Origin of the sequence: Streptomyces gottesmaniae (genome assembly GCF_031845845.1) — a bacterium.
GTDB classification, from domain to species: Bacteria; Actinomycetota; Actinomycetes; order Streptomycetales; family Streptomycetaceae; genus Streptomyces; species Streptomyces akebiae.
In genome coordinates, this window is sequence record NZ_JAVRFJ010000025.1 from 82,121 (window position 1) to 97,728 (window position 15,608).

16 protein-coding genes are annotated in these 15,608 nt (G+C 71.1%); 9 read left to right on the forward strand and 7 right to left on the reverse strand.

The annotated features are described in order from the left end of the window. The first annotated feature begins 159 nt into the window (after positions 1–159). On the forward strand, positions 160–1,224 hold the full coding sequence (locus RM704_RS26590) for an ATP-binding cassette domain-containing protein (protein WP_078937010.1): 1,065 nt from the start codon (positions 160–162) through the stop codon (positions 1,222–1,224). Then, a complete protein-coding gene (locus RM704_RS26595; RefSeq protein WP_033525997.1) occupies positions 1,221–2,030 on the forward strand; it encodes an ABC transporter permease in 810 nt (269 codons plus the stop codon). Before RM704_RS26590 ends, RM704_RS26595 begins: the two co-directional genes overlap by 4 nt. A gap of 115 nt (positions 2,031–2,145) precedes the next feature. On the opposite strand, the gene RM704_RS26600 is transcribed toward RM704_RS26595, so the two are convergent. Both RM704_RS26600 and RM704_RS26605 read right to left on the reverse strand, forming a co-directional pair. Continuing rightward, complete coding sequence (locus RM704_RS26600; RefSeq protein ID WP_311591315.1) at positions 2,146–2,277, reverse strand: hypothetical protein; 132 nt, start codon at positions 2,275–2,277, stop codon at positions 2,146–2,148. 100 nt (positions 2,278–2,377) lie between these two features. Beyond that, a complete protein-coding gene (locus tag RM704_RS26605; RefSeq protein WP_033526067.1) occupies positions 2,378–3,232 on the reverse strand; it encodes an NAD-dependent epimerase/dehydratase family protein in 855 nt (284 codons plus the stop codon). A gap of 136 nt (positions 3,233–3,368) precedes the next feature. Here RM704_RS26605 and RM704_RS26610 point away from each other — a divergent pair, with 136 nt between their 5' ends. From RM704_RS26610 to RM704_RS26625, 4 genes are all read left to right on the forward strand, one after another. Beyond that, the gene (locus RM704_RS26610) at positions 3,369–4,217 is read left to right on the forward strand and encodes a helix-turn-helix transcriptional regulator (RefSeq protein WP_033525996.1); all 849 of its coding nucleotides are present in this window, start codon (positions 3,369–3,371) and stop codon (positions 4,215–4,217) included. A gap of 121 nt (positions 4,218–4,338) precedes the next feature. Beyond that, complete coding sequence (locus RM704_RS26615; RefSeq protein ID WP_033525995.1) at positions 4,339–4,869, forward strand: helix-turn-helix domain-containing protein; 531 nt, start codon at positions 4,339–4,341, stop codon at positions 4,867–4,869. A 79-nt stretch (positions 4,870–4,948) separates the two neighbouring features. Continuing rightward, the gene (locus RM704_RS26620; protein ID WP_033525994.1) at positions 4,949–5,551 is read left to right on the forward strand and encodes a hypothetical protein; all 603 of its coding nucleotides are present in this window, start codon (positions 4,949–4,951) and stop codon (positions 5,549–5,551) included. Between the two features lie 213 nt (positions 5,552–5,764). Continuing rightward, positions 5,765–6,109, forward strand: a complete 345-nt coding sequence (locus RM704_RS26625; protein WP_033526066.1) for a DUF2516 family protein — start codon at positions 5,765–5,767, stop codon at positions 6,107–6,109. A 75-nt stretch (positions 6,110–6,184) separates the two neighbouring features. On the opposite strand, the gene RM704_RS26630 is transcribed toward RM704_RS26625, so the two are convergent. From RM704_RS26630 to RM704_RS26640, 3 genes are all read right to left on the reverse strand, one after another. After that, entirely contained in the window at positions 6,185–7,597 is a 1,413-nt protein-coding gene (locus RM704_RS26630; protein ID WP_033525993.1) for a PP2C family protein-serine/threonine phosphatase, read from the reverse strand. 561 nt (positions 7,598–8,158) lie between these two features. Continuing rightward, positions 8,159–9,274 carry a C40 family peptidase gene (locus RM704_RS26635; protein WP_033525992.1) on the reverse strand — a complete coding sequence of 372 codons (1,116 nt, stop codon included), beginning with the start codon at positions 9,272–9,274 and terminating at the stop codon, positions 8,159–8,161. Positions 9,275–9,549: 275 nt separating this feature from the next. Next, on the reverse strand, positions 9,550–10,404 hold the full coding sequence (locus RM704_RS26640) for an SAM-dependent methyltransferase (RefSeq protein ID WP_078937009.1): 855 nt from the start codon (positions 10,402–10,404) through the stop codon (positions 9,550–9,552). 202 nt (positions 10,405–10,606) lie between these two features. Between RM704_RS26640 and mshA the strand changes: the two genes are divergently transcribed. Continuing rightward, the gene (gene mshA, locus RM704_RS26645; RefSeq protein ID WP_033525990.1) at positions 10,607–11,947 is read left to right on the forward strand and encodes a D-inositol-3-phosphate glycosyltransferase; all 1,341 of its coding nucleotides are present in this window, start codon (positions 10,607–10,609) and stop codon (positions 11,945–11,947) included. A gap of 76 nt (positions 11,948–12,023) precedes the next feature. Then, a complete protein-coding gene (locus RM704_RS26650; RefSeq protein WP_033525989.1) occupies positions 12,024–12,539 on the forward strand; it encodes a type III secretion system chaperone family protein in 516 nt (171 codons plus the stop codon). On the opposite strand, the gene RM704_RS26655 is transcribed toward RM704_RS26650, so the two are convergent. Next, a complete protein-coding gene (locus RM704_RS26655; RefSeq protein WP_033526065.1) occupies positions 12,484–13,365 on the reverse strand; it encodes a helix-turn-helix transcriptional regulator in 882 nt (293 codons plus the stop codon). The genes RM704_RS26650 and RM704_RS26655 overlap by 56 nt on opposite strands. Positions 13,366–13,474: 109 nt before the next feature. Between RM704_RS26655 and RM704_RS26660 the strand changes: the two genes are divergently transcribed. Continuing rightward, a complete protein-coding gene (locus RM704_RS26660; RefSeq protein ID WP_033526064.1) occupies positions 13,475–13,900 on the forward strand; it encodes a DUF2000 domain-containing protein in 426 nt (141 codons plus the stop codon). A 30-nt stretch (positions 13,901–13,930) separates the two neighbouring features. Here the strand turns inward: RM704_RS26660 and RM704_RS26665 are convergent, their stop codons facing one another. Next, on the reverse strand, positions 13,931–15,502 hold the full coding sequence (locus RM704_RS26665) for an MDR family MFS transporter (protein ID WP_311591316.1): 1,572 nt from the start codon (positions 15,500–15,502) through the stop codon (positions 13,931–13,933). Between the last annotated feature and the right edge of the window lie 106 nt (positions 15,503–15,608).

Sequence of the window (15,608 nt, forward strand, 5' to 3'; positions counted from 1 at the left end):
CCCAGCTCTGCCCTGCCCTGTCCCGTCCCCGTTCCGCCCCAGCACTTCTCCGCCGAGCCCGACTCTCCTCCGCTCCCGCAGTCGCCCTGCTCGCACTCGTCCTTCTCGCACTCCGCCAAGGAGCCATCTGTCATGCCCTCATCCATGCCCTCATCAAGTATGTCCAGCGCGTCAGGCGCCCCGAGCACACCACCCCCGAACCGCGACACGACCAGGTCCAGGAGCGGGTCCAGGTCCAGGACTACGACTACGACCACCGGACGTGCCACCGTCACCGCCACCGCCACCGGCGTCACCGCCACCGGCCTCACCAAGTCGTACGGCGACAAGCAGGTCCTGCGCGGTATCGACCTCGACATCCCGGGCGGCACCGTCTTCGCCCTGCTCGGCCCCAACGGCGCGGGCAAGACCACGACCGTCCAGATCCTGTCGACACTCATCGCCGCCGACTCCGGGACCGCACGCCTCGCCGGTCACGATCTGGACCGCGAAGCCGACGCCGTACGCAAACTCATCGGTGTCACCGGCCAGTTCGCCGCCGTCGACAACCTCCTCAACGCCGAGGAGAACCTGATGCTCATGGCGGACCTGCACCATCTGTCCCGCCGTGAGGGCCGGCGCCGCGCCGCCGACCTGCTCGCGCGCTTCGATCTCACCGAGGCAGCCCGCAAGCCCGTCGCCACCTACTCCGGCGGGATGCGTCGCAAGCTCGACCTGGCGATGACGCTGGTCGGTGACCCGCGCATCATCTTCCTCGACGAGCCCACGACCGGCCTGGACCCGCGCTCCCGCCGCACCATGTGGGAGATCATCCGTTCCCTGGTCGACGAGGACGGCGTGACGATCTTCCTCACCACCCAGTACCTGGAGGAGGCCGACCAACTGGCCGATCGTATCGCCGTGCTCGACGGCGGGAAGCTGGTCGCCGAAGGTACGGCGGAGGAGCTCAAGCGGCTGATCCCCGGCGGTCACATCTCCCTCAGGTTCGCCGATCCCGAGGCCCTGGAACTGGCCGCCTCCCATTTCACCGCGACGGCCCGCGACGACGAGGAACTCACCCTCCAGATCCCCTCCGACGGCACCGTCCCCACCCTCCGCGCGGTCCTGGACATCCTCGACGACGTCGGCGTCACCCCGGAGGCGCTCGCGCAGCACACCCCGGACCTCGACGACGTCTTCCTCACCCTGACCGGCGACAAGCAGCAGCAGGAGATCTCCCGATGAGCAGCGTCAGCTACGCGGCCCGTGACTCCGTCACCATGTTCCGCCGCAACCTGAAGCGCGCGATCCGCTACCCGTCCGTCGTCGTCACCATCGTGATGATGCCGGTCCTCTTCCTGCTCCTCTTCAACTACGCCTTCGGCGGCGCACTCGGCGCGGGCATCCAGGGCTCGCAGGCGTCGCAGGGCGACGACGTCGACTCCCTCGCCTACATCGACTACGTCGCACCCGGCATCATCCTGATGACCGTCGCCACCGGCTGCATCGGAGCCGCCCTCAGCGTGTGCATGGACATGACCGAGGGCATCGTGAACCGCTTCCGCACCATGTCGATCTCCCGGGCCTCGTTCCTCACCGGCCACGTCCTGGGCAACCTCGTCCAGACCGTCCTCGGCACCGTCGTGGTCACCGGCGTTGCCCTGGCCATCGGCTTCCGGCCGAACGCCACCGCCCTGGAGTGGCTCGCCGTCCTCGGCCTGCTGACCGTCCTGGCCCTGGCCCTGACCTGGCTCTCGGCAGGAATGGGCCTGGTCGCCAAGACCGTCGAGTCCGCCAGCAACTTGCCCATGCCCATCACCTTCCTCCCCTTCCTGGGCAGCGCCATCGTCCCCACCGACTCCATGCCGGCCGGCTTGCGCTGGTTCGCCGACCACCAGCCCTTCACCCCCATCAACGAAACCCTGCGCGGCCTGCTGATGGGCACCGACATCGGCAACAGTGGCTGGATCGCCCTGGCCTGGTGCACGGCCATCGGCCTCATCGGTTACCTCTGGTCCAAGTCGGCCTTCAAGCGGGGCGTCCGCAATTGAACCCGCGGAGCCCCGCCGACCCTGCGGAGCCCCGCCGACCCAGCGGAGCCCCTCCGTCGAACCCGCAGCGCAGAGCCCCTCCGCCGAACCGGCGGAGGGGCTCGCTGAATCCGGGTCAGTCGTTCCGGGGCGCGTCCGCGTGCGGCACGGACTCGAGCAGGGGCTCGGTGTTGCGGCTGCCGAGGCCGTCGAGGGAGGTGCGCAGGAGGCGTTGGCTCCGGAGGTGGAGTTGCCGTAACACGTCCACCGCCACGTCCCCGGCCCAGTGACCTTCTTCGTTGGTCCTGAGCGCCCCCGTGCTGCTCGAACTGCGGATCAGAGAGTGGACCGACCTCGCGCAGCGACCGTCACAGGGCTCCGGCGTCCCGGGCCGTCCAGACGCTCGGATAGATCGGCCGGAAGCCGAGCTCCCGGCGGATGCGCTGGTTGGACATGATCCCGAACCACGGGTCGGGGTCCGTGAGCTCGTGGAGCCCGGCGGGCACCTCGACGCCGTTGAGCTGGTACAGCTCGACCGTCGTGACAGGGGCGTCATCGGCGATGTTGTAGATCCGGCCGGAGATGCCCGGCGCGTACAGCAGACGCATCAGACCCTGGGCGACGTCAGCGTGGTGGGCCATCTGGAGGCGCTGGTGCGGCGCCCAACCGGTGGCCCAGCGCAAGGAGTCGGCGAGGTGCGGGTCACCCTCGCCGTAGACGAAGGGGAGCCGCCCGATGCGTACGTCCAGGCTCTTGAGCGCGAGCAGTCCGCGCTCGGCCTCGGCCTTGGACGCGGGGTAGGCGCCCCACATCGCGCCGCCCGGCTGGCTCTCGTCCTCCTCGGTCAGCGGGCGGCCCCGTCCGGCGCCGTACACATTGCCCGTACTGACCTGCACGAACCGCTCCACGCCGGAGGCCTGCGCGGCGCGGCCCAGGGTCACTGCGGCGTCCCTGTTGACGGCCCATGCCTCCTCGTCCGGCACCCCGCGGAAGGAGGCGGCGATGTTCACGACGGCGTCCACGCCGGCGAGCGCCTTGCCGAGGGTCTCCTCGTCGCGCATGTCTCCTACGGCGACCTGGGCGCCCAGCTCCGCGAAGGGCTCGCCGCGGGCCGCGTCACGTACCAGCACCCGCACCTGCTCGCCCGGCTGCCGCTGGGCCAGCAGCCTCGGCAGGAAGCGGCGTCCGACCTGTCCCGTCGTACCGGTCACCAAAGTCAGCATCATGTGCTCCTCACGCACGGTGTCGCCTGTCGTCGCTGACCAGCCTCGGCAGATGCGGGAAGGACCGGGAGAGACCTCGTCATCAGGGGATCGGCAGTCCCTGTATGAGCCGACCGGCCTCCGGCACCCTGGAGAGATGAACCGAGCCGAACTCGCCGACTTCCTGCGCCGCGCTCGGGCCCGCCTGGCCCCCTCCGACGTGGGCCTCACGGCAGGCGCCCGCCGCCGTACGCCGGGGCTGCGCCGCGAGGAGGTGGCCCAGATGGTCGGCATGTCCGTGGACTACTACACGCGGCTGGAACAGTCCCGGGGCCCGCGTCCGTCCCGCCAGATGCTCACCGCGATGGCCCGCGCCCTGCGCCTGACGGAGGACGAAGCCGACCACCTCTTCCACCTCACCGGTGAGCAGCCGCCGCGCCGGGAGGCGGCCGGCACGCACGTGCGTCCGGGCCTGCTCCTGGTGCTGGACCGGCTGCACGACACCCCCGCGATGGTGGCGACCGACTGTGGCGAGGTCCTGGCCCAGAACGCGCTGTCACGGGCGCTGAGCGGAGACGTCCTCGCCCGCCCGCCCCGCGAACGCAACATGATCCGCCGCTTCTTCCTGGACCCGGCGGCCCAGGAGCTGTTCCCGCCCGAGGACCGCCCCCAGCGCGCCCGCGAGCAGGTCGCCGGCCTGCGAGCGGTGGCCTCTGCCCGCCCCACGGACCCCGAACCCTCCTCCCTCGTCGCCGAACTACGCGCCACGAGCGAGGAGTTCGCCCACCTCTGGGACGAACACGAGGTCGCTGTACGCCGTGCCTCCACGAAACGCTTCCGGCACCCTGCGATCGGCATCCTCGAACTCGACTGCGAGGTCCTCGTCAACTCCGACGTCAACCAGCAGCTCGTCATCCACACGGCCCGCCCAGGCACCGAGTCGTACGAGCGCTTGCAGTTGCTGCGGGTGGTGGGCTTGCAGGACCTGACGCCGACGAGCCCCTGAACGAAAAAGTCTGCCGGTGTGACACCTGTCGTGCTTCGGCTCACCTCGGCCGCCGGTGGTGTAGCGCACTTTTGCAAGCAGGTGCTTGCAATAGTTAGCGAAGGTGGGGCATGGTGGAGGCATGGCATCGCTCAACGTCGGCAATCTCGGTGAGTACCTGCGTGAACAGCGGCGGAACGCGCAGCTGTCGCTCAGGCAGCTCGCCGATGCCGCCGGGGTGTCCAATCCGTATCTGAGCCAGATCGAGCGCGGGCTGCGCAAGCCGAGCGCGGAGGTGCTGCAGCAGGTCGCCAAGGCGCTGCGGATCTCCGCCGAGACGCTGTACGTGCGGGCCGGCATCCTCGACGCCGAGCGGGACCGGGACGAGGTCGAGACACGTGCCGTGATCCTCGCCGATCCCACGCTGAACGAGCGGCAGAAGCAGGTGCTGCTCCAGATCTACGAGTCCTTCCGCAAGGAGAACGGATTCGAGATCGAGGTCGAGGTCGGGATCGAGGTCGACACCGACCTCGGCGCCGGTGCCGGCACCGGTACCGGTACCGGTACCGGCACTGGCACAGCGACGGATGCCGCGGGCGCCGAAGAACCCTCGGCCCCCGGCCCTCGTACGGCCGACGGCGACGATGCCGGTCCGCGACGAACGGCGAGTTGATCGTGACTGCGACGAAGCCGTCGACCCGGACCGGAACGACACAAAACCCTCAGCTGCAAGCAACCCGGAGGACCTGACCATGGCCATCACCGACGACATCCGCAAGGCCGTCACCGACCCGACCCCCTTCTACTTCGCCGCCGGCACCGCCGACCTCGCCCTCCAGCAGGCGAAGAAGATCCCCGGCCTCGTCGAGCAGCTGCGCGCCGAGGCGCCGGCCAAGATCGACGCCGTGCGCCAGACCGACCCGAAGGCCGTGCAGGAGAAGGCGACCGCTCGCGTCAAGGAGACCCAGGAGAACCTCCAGACCAAGGTCACCGAGATCATCGGCACCCTCGACACCGACCTGAAGAAGCTCGGCGAGACAGCTCAGGACATCGCGCTGCGCAGCGTCGGCGTCGCCGCCGAGTACGCGGTGAAGGCCCGGGAGACCTACGAGCGGGTCGCCGAGCACGGCGAGCAGGCCGTGCGGACGTGGCGCGGCGAGGCCGCGGAGGAGATCGAGGAGCTCGCGATCGCCGTCGAGCCGAAGTCCCAGCCGGTCGAGGTCAAGGACGAGCCGGCCGCGAAGCCGGTCCCGGCCCAGGCCGCGCCCGCCCCCGCCGCCAAGAAGGCCGCGCCGAAGAAGGCTCCCGTGCGGAAGCCGACGGCCGCGAAGAAGACCACCCCGCCCGCCAAGTAAGCGGCACGGCGAGCGCCGCCGAGTGGGCGACATAGCCGGCGACGGAGTCGGCGACAGAGCGAGAGGTACGCGTGCGGTGCCTCTGAGTACCTCGCGGTACGGAGACGGGCCGGGCACCTTTGGGGTGGCCGGCCCGTTCTACGGGTACGGTGACCGCGTGGGAGAAACGGTCGGCATTCGGAAGCGTGAACGGAACGGGCGGTGGTGGGCACCATGCTGATGAGCGGCTTCGCGGGGTTCATGGGGCTGTTGCAGCTCGTTGTGATCGCTCTCGCCGCCTTCGCGCTGATCGACGCCGCGTTCCGGCGGGAGGACGCGTTCCGCGCGACGGACAAGCAGACCAAGGTGTTCTGGCTGGTCATCCTCGGCATCGCGCTCGTTGTGAGCCTGCTGTTCCCGCTCCTGTCGTTCCTGCCGATCATCGGCCTCATCGCCAGCATCGTGTACGTCGTCGACGTACGTCCCGCGGTGCGGCAGATCTCCGGCGGCGGTGGCCGGGGCGGTGGCCGGGGCTCCAGCAGCGACGGCCCGTACGGCCCGTACAACGGCGGTCGGTGACCTCCTCCGAGGGCTGCGAAGGCAGGCCATCCTTCGAGGTCAGGGCCTTCTTCGAGGTCAGGACCTTCTTCGCGGTCAGGCTTCCCGGTCCAGCAGGAGGACCGCCACGTCGTCGGTCAGTTCGCCGCCGTTGAGGTCGCGGACCTCGTTCACGGCGGCGCGCAGCAGTTCCTCGCCGCGCAGCCCCTCAGCGAGCTGGCGGCGGACCATCTCCACCATGCCGTCCTGGCCCAGCCGCTCCTTGCCCTGGCCGATCCGGCCCTCGATCAGGCCGTCGGTGTAGAGCATCAGACTCCAGGCGGCGCCCAGTTCGATCTGGGTGCGCGGCCAGCGGGCGTTAGGGAGCAGACCGAGGGCGGGACCGCCGTTGTCGTACGGCAGCAGCTCGGCCGGTGAGGCCGGACGGCCGCCGTGGCCGTGGCGGGCGATCAGCGGGGACGGGTGGCCCGCGAGGCAGAGGCCCGCGCGGCGGCCGTCGGGGGCGATGTCGACCGTGCAGAGCGTCGCGAAGATCTCGTCGCTCTCGCGCTCGTGCTCCAGGACGCGCTGGAGCGTGGACAGCAGTTCGTCGCCGCAGAGTCCCGCGAAGGTCAGCGCCCGCCAGGCGATGCGCAGCTCCACGCCGAGCGCCGCCTCGTCGGGGCCGTGGCCGCAGACGTCGCCGATCATGACGTGCACGGTGCCGTCCGGGGTGCGGACGGTGTCGTAGAAATCGCCGCCGAGCAGGGCGCGGGACCGGCCCGGCCGGTAGCGTGCGGCGAACCGCAGGGACGAGCCCTCCAGGAGGGGGGTCGGCAGCAGGCCGCGTTCCAGGCGGGCGTTCTCCTGGGCGCGCAGCTTGGACTCGGTGAGCCGGCGCTCGGCCGTGTCGGAACGCTTGCGCTCCACCGCGTAGCGGATCGCCCGGCTCAGGAGGCGGCTGTCCACTTCGTCCCGGAACAGGTAGTCCTGGGCGCCCACCCGTACCGCCTCCGCGCCGCGTTCGGCGTCGCCCGAGTCGGTGAGGGCCAGGACGGCGTGGCGGGGGGCCAGGTTCAGGACGTGCTTGAGGACGGCGAGTTCGTCGTCGGGGCGGTCGGGCGACTCGGTGTCCGGGTCGGTCGGACGGGCCGGGGCCGGAAGCGCCAGGTCCAGGAGGATGCAGTTGACGTCATCGGTCAGCAGCCGCTGGGCCTCGGTGAGGTTGCGTGCGGCACGGACGCGGATCGGCTTGCCCGCCGAGTCGAGCAGTTCGGGCACGTTGAGGGAACCCGCCGGGTCGTCCTCGATGAGGAGGACCGTGAGGTTGGTGGGGCCGGGCTGGGGGGCCGGGCCCGTGGTGCCGGAGGCGTGGGAGCCGGGCGGGTTCGTGGAATTGTCTGCAGGGGCCAGGGCCGAGGCGTTCAGGGCAGCCCCCTCTCCGGACGGTCCACTGGGCGCGGACACGGCGTGCGCCTGACCACTGTCCGCGGCCGGGATCGCTCTCTGCCGCGGTACGGGTACGGGCATCGTGTTGGGTTCCTTCCCTCCCCCCGAGGGCACGGCGGCCGAGGGACCTCGACCCACCGACGGGGACCATAGCGTCAGGCGCCGCCGCAACGGAATGGGCGGCGGGGCGCCGGGTGGCAAACGGCCGACGTCATATGCCGCATCCCGTACCGCACTTGGACATGGCAGGGCTTTCTCCTGGGATGACGTATGTCACGCGGCGGAGGTTGAGCCCGGAGGGGAAGGTGGCGAGAGTCACGTGGGGTGGCTCACGGGGGGGGAGGGGGTGCTGGGGTGGCATACGCGGGGCTTTGGTGAGGCGTGAGAGTGCGGGGTGGCGAGGCGGTGCGGGGGGCGGGGTCGCGAGGCGGTGCTGGTGCGGGGCGCGGCCGTCGCTCGGTTGTCTCAAGCCCCGGCTGACGTCTTGCTCCGGCTCCGGCTCGCGCGCCCGGCTGATGTCTCGCCCCGGCTCCGGCTCGCGGTCCGGTTACGCCTTGCCCTGGCGCAGGGCCGGCCGCAGGTGGCTGCGGGCCTCGTCCGCCTCAAGCCCGCCGGTCACCTGTCCGGCCGGCAGGCCCCGGCTCACGCGTCCGGGCGTACGACGCCCAGGATCTGCATCGTGCCCGCGCCCGCGATCGTCACCTTTCGGTTCGGTCGGGGGGCGTGGACGATGGAGCCGTTGCCCAGGTACATGGCGACGTGGCTGGCGTCGGAGTTGTAGATGATGAGGTCGCCGGGGCGCATGTCCTGGATGTCGATGTGCTTGAGCTGTCGCCACTGCTCCTGGGAGGTACGGGGGATGGTCAGCCCGGCGGCGGCCCATGCTTCGCTGGTGAGACCGGAGCAGTCGTAGGTGTCGGGCCCCTCGGCGCCCCACTCGTACCACTTGCCTATCTGGTTCGTGGCGAACTCGACGGCCTTCTTGCCCTGCGGCGACGCCTTGCCGTTGATCTCGGCGAGTATGCCGGAGTCCAGCCACGCTGCCTGTGACTTCTGTGCGGCCTCCTCCTCCAACTGCGCCAGCCGCTCCCGCTCGTCGTCCTCCAGCTGTGCTTCCAGCTCCTCGGCGGCGGCGATCTGCTTCTTGATCTTCTTCTTGGCCTTCTCCTTGGCCTTGCGGTTGGTCTCCAGCTTCTCCCAGCGCGCGGAGGCGTCCTTGGAGTACTGCTCCAAGTCCTGCTGGGTACGGGTCATTTCGGCGAGCAGACCCTTGGTCGCCAGCTGGCCCTGGCGCAAACGGTCCGCACCCTCAAGGAAGTCCTGGGGGTTCTCGCTCAACCACAGCTGCACTTCGGGCGGGAGACCGCTGCCCCGGTACTGGGCGCGGGCCGCGGCGCCGATGAGATCCTGCAACTTGTCCAGCTTCTGCTGGCCCTTGACGACCTCGTGGGCCAGGTCGACGAGTTCCTTGGACTGCTTGTCGGCCTTCTCCTCGGCCGCGTTGTACGCGTCCGTGGCGACCGCGGCGTCGTGGTAGAGGCCCTCCAGCTTCGTCCGGACGCTCTCCAACTCCTCGTTCGTCACCGGAGTCGACTCGGGAGAGGGTGAGGGCGAGGAGGAGGACGAGGGTGTCGGGCTCGGGGTCGGCTCGGTCGGTTTCGTCTGGCTCGCGTACGCGGTGACCGGTGTGCCCAGGACGGTCATCGCGCAGACCACGGCCACGGCCGCCATGGTCAGCTTCCGCTTGCCGACTCCCATGCCTCTTGCCCCCCACCCAATGGAAACAGAACTGGTTAACCGTCAGTAACTTGCCGGTGCCCGGGTGATCGTGTCACGGCGTCGCGGAATGCGACAGAGGTGGGCAAGAACTCACTTCTCCCCGCCACTTCTTCTCCCCTCTCCGCTCTCACCTGCGTGACATCGTTCCCGACTGTGTGACGAACGGCCTGCGGGGATCGTTCCCGTACGTCACGAGAATGTCGCTCTGCGTAATCATAGGGTGCGGACGGGCCGGGGGAGGAGCCGGCCGCCGCCTAGCGGAACCGCGGCGCCAACGCCTCCCAGGCCACCGTGACTTCGCCCTGGCGCCAGCGCGAGACCCCGTCCCGTACCGGCCAGGCCGCGCTCAGCGTGCGGACGGTGCGGATCCAGCGCTGCCGGGCGCCGTACGAGGCGTACGGTGCCGCGGCCGCCCAGGCGTGGTCGAAGTCGCGGAGGAAGTCGTGGACCGGTTCGCCCGGGACGTTGCGGTGGATGAGGGCCTTCGGGAGGCGTTCGGCGAGGTCGGAGGGGCGGTCCAGGGAGCCGAGCCGGGTGGCGAAGGTGACCGTGCGGGGCCCCTCCGGGCCGAGGGCGACCCAGACGTGGCGACGGCCGATCTCGTCGCAGGTGCCCTCGACGAGCAGGCCCCCGGAGGGGTACGGGGCGGCGGGGGAGTGGGGGCCCGCGGCGGGGCGGGGTGTGCCGGGAGGGGGCGGTGCGGCCGGTTCGAGGCGGGCGCACAGACGTTCCCAGACGGCGGCGACCTCGTCCTCGTCGTACTGGCGGAGCACGTTCGCCGCCCGGATGAGGGTCGGGCGTCCCGGCACCGGTACCTCGAAGCCGCCGTGGCGGAAGGTCAGGCCCTCGCACGCGTAGGGCTTCGCCGCGGTGACCCTGGCCGGGTCGATCTCGACGCCGACGACCTGGGTGCGGGGCGCTGCCGTGCGGAGGCGACGGAGGAGTTCGACGGCGGTCCAGGGGGCGGCGCCGTAGCCGAGGTCGACGGCGAGGGGGGTGTCGGCGCGGCGGAGTGCGGCGCCGTGCGTCGCCGCGATCCAGCGGTCCATGCGGCGCAGCCGGTTGGGGTTGGTGGTGCCACGCGTCACGGTGCCGACTGGTCTTGCCATGAGGTGAGCGTATGTCCGCTGCTCGGGGCCTCGCCCCGGGCCCGGTCCTGCCGCCCCCCACTCCCCAGGGGCTCGAACGGTTGAGCGAAGATCGGCAATAATTTGGCAAAGAGGAAATGGAACTGTCTCATCCGGTGTTCCCCCTCCCGAGAGGGACCCCACGCCCTCCCAACGGCATGCCCGCAGCGAGGAGGAACGCCACGTGAGCCACTACGTCAGCAGGCTCGGGCGACGCTCCCCGGTCGGCACGGGGCGGCTTCGGCTGCACCGGAAGCCGCGCCGGGTCGCGATGCTCTCGGTGCACACGTCGCCGCTGCACCAGCCCGGCACGGGCGACGCGGGCGGGATGAACGTCTACATCGTGGAGCTGGCGCAGCGGCTGGCCGCGCAAGGCATCGAGGTGGAGATCTTCACCCGGGCCACGACCGGTGCGCTGCCCCCCACGGTCGAGCTGGCGCCCGGGGTCCTGGTCCGGCACGTGGACGCGGGCCCGTACGAGGGTCTGGCCAAGGAGGAGCTCCCGGCCCAGTTGTGCGCCTTCACGCACGGCGTGATGCAGGCGTGGGCGGGCCACCGTCCCGGCCACTACGACCTGGTCCACTCGCACTACTGGCTCTCCGGCCACGTCGGCTGGCTCGCCGCCGAACGCTGGGGCGTCCCCCTCGTGCACGCCATGCACACGATGGCCAAGGTCAAGAACGCCGCGCTCGCCGCCGACGACACCCCCGAGCCCGCCGCCCGCGTCATCGGCGAGACCCAGATCGTCCGCGCCGCCGACCGCCTCATAGCCAACACGGCCGAGGAGGCCGACGAACTCGTCCGCCACTACGAGGCCGACCCGTCCAAGGTCGCCGTCGTCCACCCGGGCGTCAACCTCGACCGTTTCCGTCCCGCCGACGGCCGCGCGGCGGCGAGGGCCCGCCTCGGTCTTCCCCAGGACGCCCTGATCCCCCTCTTCGCCGGCCGTATCCAGCCCCTGAAGGCGCCCGACGTCCTCCTCCGTGCCGTCGCCGTCCTCCTCGCCGAGCGCCCCGAGCTGCGGTCGAGGATCGTCGTGCCGGTGGTCGGCGGGCCGAGCGGCAGCGGGCTCGCCAAGCCGGAGGGGTTGCAGAAGCTGGCCGCGCGGCTCGGCATCGCCGATGTCGTACGGTTCCGGCCGCCCGTCGGGCAGGAGCAGCTCGCGGACTGGTTCCGGGCGGCGTCCGTGCTGGTCATGCCGTCGTACAGCGAGTCGTTCGGGCTGGTCGCCATCGAGGCGCAGGCGGCCGGTACGCCGGTGCTGGCGGCCTCGGTCGGCGGTCTCCCGGTCGCCGTGCGGGACGCGGAGACGGGCTTCCTGGTCCAGGGCCACGATCCCGTCGCGTACGCGCGCGTGCTGCGCGATTTCGCCGACGCCCCCGACCTCACCACCCGCATGGGCGCCGCCGCCGCCCGCCACGCCGAGTCCTTCGGCTGGGACACGGCGGCCGCCGCCACCGCGGACGTGTACACGGCGGCACTGCAGGACCACCGCCGCCACCGGGTGCGCGCCCACCACGGATGAGGCCCGCCCGCCTCAGGCGAACGGCTCCGCGCGGCTTCCCCGCCGACCCGCTCGTACCGGCGGGTACGCTCGCCCCATGGCTGACGAAGCGTCGATCATCGAGCAGGTCCTCAACGAGGCCGAGCTGGAGTGGGAGAGCCCCGGACCCGGCTCCTACGTCGTGAAACTCCCTGGCACCCGCAAACTCTCGACGACCGTCTCCCTGATCGTCGGCCGGCACTCCCTCTCCCTCAACGCCTTCGTGATCCGCCACCCCGACGAGAACGAGGCGGGCGTCCACCGCTGGCTCCTGGAGCGCAATCTCAAGCTCTACGGCGTGAGTTACGCCGTCGACCCGCTCGGCGACATCTACGTCACCGCCCGGCTACCGCTCTCCGCCGTCACCCCCGAGGGCATCGACGGCCTCCTGGGCCAGGTCCTGGAGGCGGCCGACGGCGCCTTCAACACCCTCCTGGAACTGGGCTTCGCCTCCGCGATTCGCAAGGAGTACGCCTGGCGCGTCTCCCGAGGCGAACCGACCCGCAACCTGGACGCGTTCAGCCACCTGACGCGGGACGTGGCGGCCGACCGTTCCGATAGCGGCCAGGGGTGACCCCCACCCACCGCCTGAAGTGCCGTGTCAGGTGCGCCTGGTCGTAGAACCCGGCCACCGCCGCCGCCTCGCTCGGCCGCATGCCCTCCAACAGCAGCCGCCGGGCGCGCTCCACCCGCCGGGACATCAGGTACTGGTGCGGCGCGATACCGAAGGCCGCGCCGAACGCCCGTACGAGATGCGTGGGGTGGGCGTGCACCGTCCCCGCGGCCTCCTCCAACGTGATCCCGTCCGCGACCCGCTCGTCGAGGAGTTCACGGAGCCGATGGGCGACGGTACGACCGCCGGCGGGCCCCGACCGACTCCCTGACCGAGCCCCTGCCCGAACCCCCGACGTGGGCGCCGGCCGCAGATGCTCCCGCAACCGCTCCCCGACGAGTGCCAGCCGACTCTCCGCCTCCAACTCGTCGCCCGGCCGCGCGAGCGCCGCGTGCAACTGCCCCACCCGCCGCCGCAGTACGGGATCCCGCAGATCCGGCCCGTCCACGGCCGCCCCCACGAGGCTCGCGTCCAGCGCGGCCAGGGGTGCTTCCGGATCCAGGTACAGCACTCGCTTCCGGAATCCCCGCTCCGTCACCGGCGCCCCGTTGTGCGGCACGAACGGCGGCAACAACGACACCGTGTCGTGCGGAGTCCCATGTTCATGCCGGTCCAACTCGTAGCGCACGGCCCCGTCGTCCACGATCAGCAGTGTCCACACGTCGTGCACATGCATCGGGTACGCGTACTCCGTGTAGTGCGCGTGGAAGACCTCGACGACACCGGGCACGCGCGGCCGCCAGGCGGTGACGTCACGCCGAGGGGAGGCGGACCGCTGGGGACCCATGCAAAGAACGTACAAGACGGGATCGTCCGGCGATCGGCAGTCTCATCCCATGAACAGCGAGACTCTCGACGAGGCCTCGGGCGCGACCTCGACCTCGACCTCGACCTCCATGACCCCGCCCCCCGTCCGCTTCGACACCAAGATCGCCGTCCTCCTCCGCGACGACCTCGCGACCTGGCAGCGCCTCAACGTCACGTCCTTCCTGGTCAGCGGTATCGGACCGATGGTCCCCGAGGTGATCGGCGAGCCGTACGAGGACGCCGACGGGGCGGCCTACATGCCGATGTTCCGGCAGCCGGTGCTCGTCTTCGAGGCCACGAAGGAGGTCCTGAAGGCGGCGCACGCGCGCGTGCTGTCCCGCGGCCTTCCTCGCGCGCTCTTCACGTCCGACCTGTTCCGCACCGGGAACGACCGCGACAACCGGGCAGCCGTACGGGCCGTCGCGACGGGGGAGCTGGACCTGGTGGGGTTGGCGGTCTACGGCCCGCGCAACGGGGTGGACAAGGTGGTGAAGGGGGCGCGGATGCATCCGTGAGGAGGCGGCGCCGGCTGCCGGCTGCCGGTCTCAGACCGAACCGGCGGCCTCCCCCACAGCGGCTGGTCCGGGCACAGCGGCTGGTCCGGGCACAGCGGTTTCTCCGGGAAGCGGCTTCTCGACGACCGGCTCTCCAGGTACTGGCGCTCCTGGGATTCGCTCCCCGAGACCAGTCCCCCCACCGCCAGGCCCGGCACCGCCAGGCCCGGCACCGCCAGGCCCGGCACGGTCAGGTCCGGCACGGTCAGGCTCCGCACCGCCCTGCCCCCCGACTGTCGGCCCCCCGACGGTCGGCTTCTCCCGCGGCAAGGCGACGGCAGCCCCCTCCTCCGGTACCGGCATATGATCCTCCAGCTCCGGCCTCCGGTCCTTCAGCTCCGGCACCCGGTCCTCTGATTCCGGCATCCGGAGCATCAACGCCCAGTACCCCAACCCCGCGACGGTCCCGATCACCGCGCACAACCCCCACAGCCACTCCGCGCCCCACCGGTCGATGACGACTCCGGACATCAGCGGAGCGACCAGCGCGGCGACGGACCACGACATCGTGTACATGCCCTGGTAGCGGCCACGCCCCTGGGCGGGCGAGAGGCGGACCACGACGCCGGTCTGGGTCGGCGCGTTGACGATCTCGGCGAGGGTCCACACGCAGACGGTGAGGGCGAAGACCCCGATCGACCCGGCGAAGGCGGTGAGGCCGAAGCCGTAGCCGGCGAGCACGGACGAGACGACGAGGAGCCGCCCAGGATCCCGGTGCTCGATGAATCGGGTGACCGGGATCTGCAGAGCGACGATCAGCACGCCGTTGACGGCGATGGCGAGACCGTAGTCGGCCGGCGTGAAGCCCGCCGCGCCCATCGCGACCGGCAGTCCCACGGACCCCTGCTGGAAGATCAGCGCGACGAGGAAGGACAGCCCGACCACGCCCATGAACCGCCCGTCGCGGACCACGGTCCCCAGCCCGACCGCGTCCGTGGCACCGGCCCCGCCCACCGCCGTCCCGCTCTCCGGCCGCGACTCCGGCAGCTTCAGGAAGACGAGGATCGCGCAGGTCAGCGTCATCCCGGCCTCGATCAGGAAGCCAGCGCGATAACTGACCTCGGCGATGAACCCGGCGGCCATGGAGGAGACGGCGAAACCGAGGTTGATGGCCCAGTAGTTCAGGGAGAACGCGCGGACGCGGTCCTCCGGCCGGACGATGTCCGCCATCATCGCCTGCACGGCGGGGCGGGACGCGTTGCTGGCGGCGCCGACGAGGAAGGCGACGAAGGCGATCGCGACGGGATCCCGCATGAAGCCGAGCAGCGCCACCGACACCGCTGTCGAGACCTGTGCGACGAGCAGCGTGGGCCGCCGCCCGAGCCGGTCGGCCATGACCCCGCCGCCGAGCGACGAGACGACCCCGCCGAGCCCGTGCAGCGAGGCGACGAGTCCGGCGTACGAGGCGGAGTACCCGCGGTCCAGCGTCAGGTACAGGGCCATGAAGGTGGCGACGAACGCGCCGAGCCGGTTCACCAGCGTGCTGGTCCACAGCCACCAGAAGTCGCGGGGCAGCCCCGACACCGTTTCCCGGACGGCACGTCTGGCAGCGACGAGTGGCATGGAGCTCCCCATGGGCGTAAGCGGCTAAGGCGGTGAGCACAACTTACGAACGTGGGGGAGCGGAGAGCCACCCAATTAACAACTCCGGTCAACTGTCGAGGGCGAG

Bases quoted from the DNA above. Each gene is read 5' to 3' on its own strand.
- RM704_RS26590 (WP_078937010.1), top strand. From the start codon at position 160: ATGTCCAGCGCGTCAGGCGCCCCGAGCACACCACCCCCGAACCGCGAC.
- RM704_RS26595 (WP_033525997.1), top strand. From the start codon at position 1,221: ATGAGCAGCGTCAGCTACGCGGCCCGTGACTCCGTCACCATGTTCCGC.
- RM704_RS26605 (WP_033526067.1), bottom strand. From the start codon at position 3,232: ATGCTGACTTTGGTGACCGGTACGACGGGACAGGTCGGACGCCGCTTC.
- RM704_RS26610 (WP_033525996.1), top strand. From the start codon at position 3,369: ATGAACCGAGCCGAACTCGCCGACTTCCTGCGCCGCGCTCGGGCCCGC.
- RM704_RS26615 (WP_033525995.1), top strand. From the start codon at position 4,339: ATGGCATCGCTCAACGTCGGCAATCTCGGTGAGTACCTGCGTGAACAG.
- RM704_RS26620 (WP_033525994.1), top strand. From the start codon at position 4,949: ATGGCCATCACCGACGACATCCGCAAGGCCGTCACCGACCCGACCCCC.
- RM704_RS26625 (WP_033526066.1), top strand. From the start codon at position 5,765: ATGCTGATGAGCGGCTTCGCGGGGTTCATGGGGCTGTTGCAGCTCGTT.
- RM704_RS26630 (WP_033525993.1), bottom strand. From the start codon at position 7,597: ATGCCCGTACCCGTACCGCGGCAGAGAGCGATCCCGGCCGCGGACAGT.
- RM704_RS26635 (WP_033525992.1), bottom strand. From the start codon at position 9,274: ATGGGAGTCGGCAAGCGGAAGCTGACCATGGCGGCCGTGGCCGTGGTC.
- RM704_RS26640 (WP_078937009.1), bottom strand. From the start codon at position 10,404: ATGGCAAGACCAGTCGGCACCGTGACGCGTGGCACCACCAACCCCAAC.
- RM704_RS26650 (WP_033525989.1), top strand. From the start codon at position 12,024: ATGGCTGACGAAGCGTCGATCATCGAGCAGGTCCTCAACGAGGCCGAG.
- RM704_RS26655 (WP_033526065.1), bottom strand. From the start codon at position 13,365: ATGGGTCCCCAGCGGTCCGCCTCCCCTCGGCGTGACGTCACCGCCTGG.
- RM704_RS26660 (WP_033526064.1), top strand. From the start codon at position 13,475: ATGACCCCGCCCCCCGTCCGCTTCGACACCAAGATCGCCGTCCTCCTC.
- RM704_RS26665 (WP_311591316.1), bottom strand. From the start codon at position 15,502: ATGCCACTCGTCGCTGCCAGACGTGCCGTCCGGGAAACGGTGTCGGGG.